The organism is uncultured Amaricoccus sp., assembly GCF_937858865.1.
Lineage (GTDB): Bacteria > Pseudomonadota > Alphaproteobacteria > Rhodobacterales > Rhodobacteraceae > Amaricoccus.
In genome coordinates, this window is record NZ_CALLYO010000223.1 from 1 (window position 1) to 3688 (window position 3688).

At 72.2% G+C, this 3688-nt stretch carries 4 protein-coding genes; all 4 read left to right on the forward strand.

Translation table 11 applies throughout. The features are described 5' to 3' along the window. Positions 1-1454, forward strand: a 1454-nt coding sequence (locus Q0112_RS05960) for a glycine cleavage T C-terminal barrel domain-containing protein (RefSeq protein ID WP_297972730.1), incomplete at its 5' end; no start/stop codon positions are given. A gap of 14 nt (positions 1455-1468) precedes the next feature. Further along, on the forward strand, positions 1469-1975 hold the full coding sequence (locus tag Q0112_RS05965; protein WP_297972731.1) for a sarcosine oxidase subunit gamma: 507 nt from the start codon (positions 1469-1471) through the stop codon (positions 1973-1975). Between the two features lie 11 nt (positions 1976-1986). Next, on the forward strand, positions 1987-3255 hold the full coding sequence (gene glyA / locus Q0112_RS05970) for a serine hydroxymethyltransferase (RefSeq protein WP_297972732.1): 1269 nt from the start codon (positions 1987-1989) through the stop codon (positions 3253-3255). A gap of 107 nt (positions 3256-3362) precedes the next feature. Next, the coding region (locus Q0112_RS05975) for a serine dehydratase beta chain (RefSeq protein ID WP_297972733.1) at positions 3363-3688 on the forward strand (326 nt) is incomplete at its 3' end.

Sequence of the window (3688 nt, forward strand, 5' to 3'; positions counted from 1 at the left end):
CCAAGGCCTTCATCGACTTCCAGAACGACGTCACCGCCAAGGACATCCGCCTCGCGGTCCGCGAGGGGATGCGCTCGATCGAGCACGTCAAGCGCTACACCACTAACGGCATGGCGACCGACCAGGGCAAGATGTCCAACATCAACGGCCTGATGATCGCCGCCGACGCGCTCGGCAAGGCGCCGCCGCAGGTCGGCCTCACCACCTTCCGCCCGCCCTACACGCCGGCCACCTTCGGCACCTTCGCCGGCTACCACCAGGACGCCACCTTCGACGTCACCCGCAGGACGCCCATCGACCCCTGGGCCGAGGCCCACGGCGCCGTCTTCGAGCCCGTCGCCCTCTGGCGCCGCGCCCGCTACTTCCCGCAAGGCGCCGAGGACATGCACGCCGCCGTCGCCCGCGAGTGCCGCGCCACCCGCGCCTCCCTCGGCATCTTCGACGCCTCCACGCTCGGCAAGATCGAGGTCGCCGGCCCCGACGCCGTCACCTTCATGGAGCGGATGTACACCAACCCCTGGGCCAGGCTCGCCCCCGGCCGCTGCCGCTACGGCCTCCTCCTCGGCGAGGACGGCTTCATCCGCGACGACGGCGTCATCGGCCGCCTCGGCCCCGACCGCTTCCACGTCACCACCACCACCGGCGGCGCCGCCCGCGTCCTCAACATGATGGAGGACTACCTGCAGACCGAATGGCCCGACCTCAAGGTCTGGCTCACCTCCACCACCGAGGAGTGGGCGACCGTCGCCCTGAACGGCCCGAACGCCCGCAACCTCCTCGCCCCCCTCGTCGAGGGCCTCGACCTCTCCGACGCCGCCTTCCCGCACATGTCGGTCGCGGAATGCACCGTCGCCGGCTTCCCCGCCCGCCTCTTCCGCATCTCCTTCACCGGCGAGCTCGGCTTCGAGGTCAACGTCCCCGCCCGCCACGGCCTCGCCCTCTGGGAGAGGCTGATCGCGGCCGGCAAGCAGTACGACGTCTGCCCCTACGGCACCGAGACGATGCACGTCCTGCGCGCCGAGAAGGGCTACATCATCGTCGGCCAGGACACCGACGGCACGCTGACCCCCGACGACGCCGGCCTCGCCTGGGCGATCGGCAAGGCCAAGCCCGACTTCGTCGGCAAGCGCTCGCTCGCCCGCCCCGACATGGTGGCCAAGGGCCGCAAGCAGCTCGTCGGCCTCCTGACCGACGACCCGAAGCTCGTCCTCGAGGAAGGCGCCCAGATCGTCGCCGACCCGGCGCAGCCGAAGCCGATGACCATGCTCGGCCACGTCACCTCCTCCTACTGGAGCGAGGCCCTCGGCCGCTCGATCGCCATCGCGATGGTGACCGACGGCCGCGACCGCGACGGCGAGACCCTGCACATCCCCATGCCCGACCGCACGATCACCGCCCGCGTGGTGAAGAGCACGGTCTTCCTCGACCCCGAGAACAGCCGGCTGAGCGCCTGAGAGGAGAGCGAGCCATGAACGCCATGACGTCCCCCCGCGCCGGCGTGACCGTCGCCGAGCTGCCCCCGGCCACGCGGATCTCGCTGCGCCTCGCCGACCCGGCCGCCGCGGGCCTGTCCCTGCCGACCGCCGTCGGCGCCCGCAGCGCCGAGGGCAGCCGCACCGCCCTCTGCCTCGGCCCCGACGAGTGGCTGGTCGAGGCCCCGGAGGCCGACCGCGACGCGCTCCTCGCCGCGCTCGCCGGCATCTCCCAGCCCCACAGCGCCGTCGAGGTTTCCGACCGCGAGATCACCTACGCCCTCGAAGGCCCCGCCGTCCTCGACCTCCTCGCGACCGGCTGCCCGCGCGACCTCGCGCGGCTCGCCGTCGGCGCCGGCACCCGCACCGTCTTCGACACCGCCCAGGTCGTCCTCACCCGCGAGGCCGAGGACCGCTTCCACCTCACCGTCTGGCGCTCGTTCGCCCCGCACGTCCGCGCCCTCCTCGACCTCGCCGCCCGCGAGCTCGCCACCGGCCTCTGAAGGGAACCCTCATGCTCGACACCACCGCCCCCCGCCTCTCCGACGACGCCGTCGCCGCCGCCATCGGCCGCGAGCTCGGCCGCCAGCAGCACCAGATCGAGCTGATCGCGTCCGAGAACATCGTCTCCCGCGACGTCCTCATCGCCCAGGGCTCGGTCCTGACCAACAAGTACGCCGAGGGCTACCCCGGCAAGCGCTACTACGGCGGCTGCGAGTTCGTCGACGAGGTCGAGACCCTCGCCCTCGACCGGGTGAAAGAGCTCTTCGGCGCTGCCTACGCCAACGTCCAGCCGCACTCCGGCGCCCAGGCCAACCAGGCCGTCTTCCTCGCGCTGCTCCAGCCCGGCGACCGCATCATGGGCATGTCGCTCGCCCACGGCGGCCACCTCACCCACGGCTCGCCGGTCACCATGTCCGGCAAGTGGTTCGACGTCGTCAGCTACCAAGTCCGCGAGTCCGACCAGCTCATCGACATGGACGCCGTCCGCGCCCGCGCGCTGGAGACCCGCCCGAAGCTCATCATCGCCGGCGCCTCCGCCTACCCGCGCGCCATCGACTTCGCCGCCTTCCGCGCCATCGCCGACGAGGTCGGCGCATACCTCATGGTCGACATGGCCCACTATGCCGGCCTCATCGCCGCCGGCCTCTACCCGAACCCGGTGCCGCACGCCCACGTCACCACCTCGACCACCCACAAGACCCTCCGCGGCCCCCGCGGCGGCATCATCCTGACCAACGACGAGGACCTGGCGAAGAAGCTCAACTCCGCCGTCTTCCCCGGCAACCAGGGCGGCCCCCTCATGCACGTCATCGCCGCCAAGGCCGTCGCCTTCGGCGAGGCGCTGCGCCCCGAATTCAAGGACTACGCCGCCGCCGTCATCGCCAACGCCCGCACCCTCGCCGCGACGCTGCAGCAGGGCGGCCTCGACATCGTCTCCGGCGGCACCGACAGCCACATGGTCCTCGTCGACCTGCGCCCGAAGGGCGTGAAGGGCCGCGACGCCGAGCGCGCGCTGGAGCGCGCCGGCCTCACCTGCAACAAGAACGCCATCCCCTTCGACCCGGAAAAGCCCTTCGTCACCTCCGGCGTCCGCCTCGGCACTTCCGCCGGCACCACCCGCGGCTTCGGCGAGGCCGAGTTCGCCCGCGTCGGCGAGCTCGTCCTCCGCGTCGTCGACGCCCTCGCCGCCAGGGGAGCCGAAGGCGACGCCGCCGTCGAGGCCGAGGTGCTGGCCGAGGTGAGGAAGCTCACCGACGCCCACCCGATCTACCAGGGCTGAGGCGTTAACCTTCCTTTCCACGCGGTTAACGCCGCGGGGTGAATCCCTGTAATTTCAATATGATGGCAAAGTGGGCACGCGTGCCCACCCCGTGCCCGGAGGCGGCCATGTTCCTCAGCGTCTTCGACATCTTCAAGATCGGCGTCGGCCCCTCGAGCTCGCACACCATGGGCCCGATGCTCGCCGCCGCCCGCTTCCTCGCCGCCCTCCGCGACGGTGCCGACCGCGTCCCCGGCTCCGGCGCCCCCGCCCGGCTCGAGGCGTCCCTCCACGGCAGCCTCGCCTTCACCGGCAAGGGCCACGCCACCGACCGCGCCGTCATCCTCGGCCTGCTCGGCTTCGTCCCCGACACCCTCGACCCCGCCGAGGCCGAGCGCCGCCTCGCCGACCTCAAGGCCACCGCCCGCATCGACGTCCCCGGCCTCGGCCCCCT

Bases quoted from the DNA above. Each gene is read 5' to 3' on its own strand.
- Q0112_RS05965 (WP_297972731.1), top strand. From the start codon at position 1,469: ATGAACGCCATGACGTCCCCCCGCGCCGGCGTGACCGTCGCCGAGCTG.
- glyA (WP_297972732.1), top strand. From the start codon at position 1,987: ATGCTCGACACCACCGCCCCCCGCCTCTCCGACGACGCCGTCGCCGCC.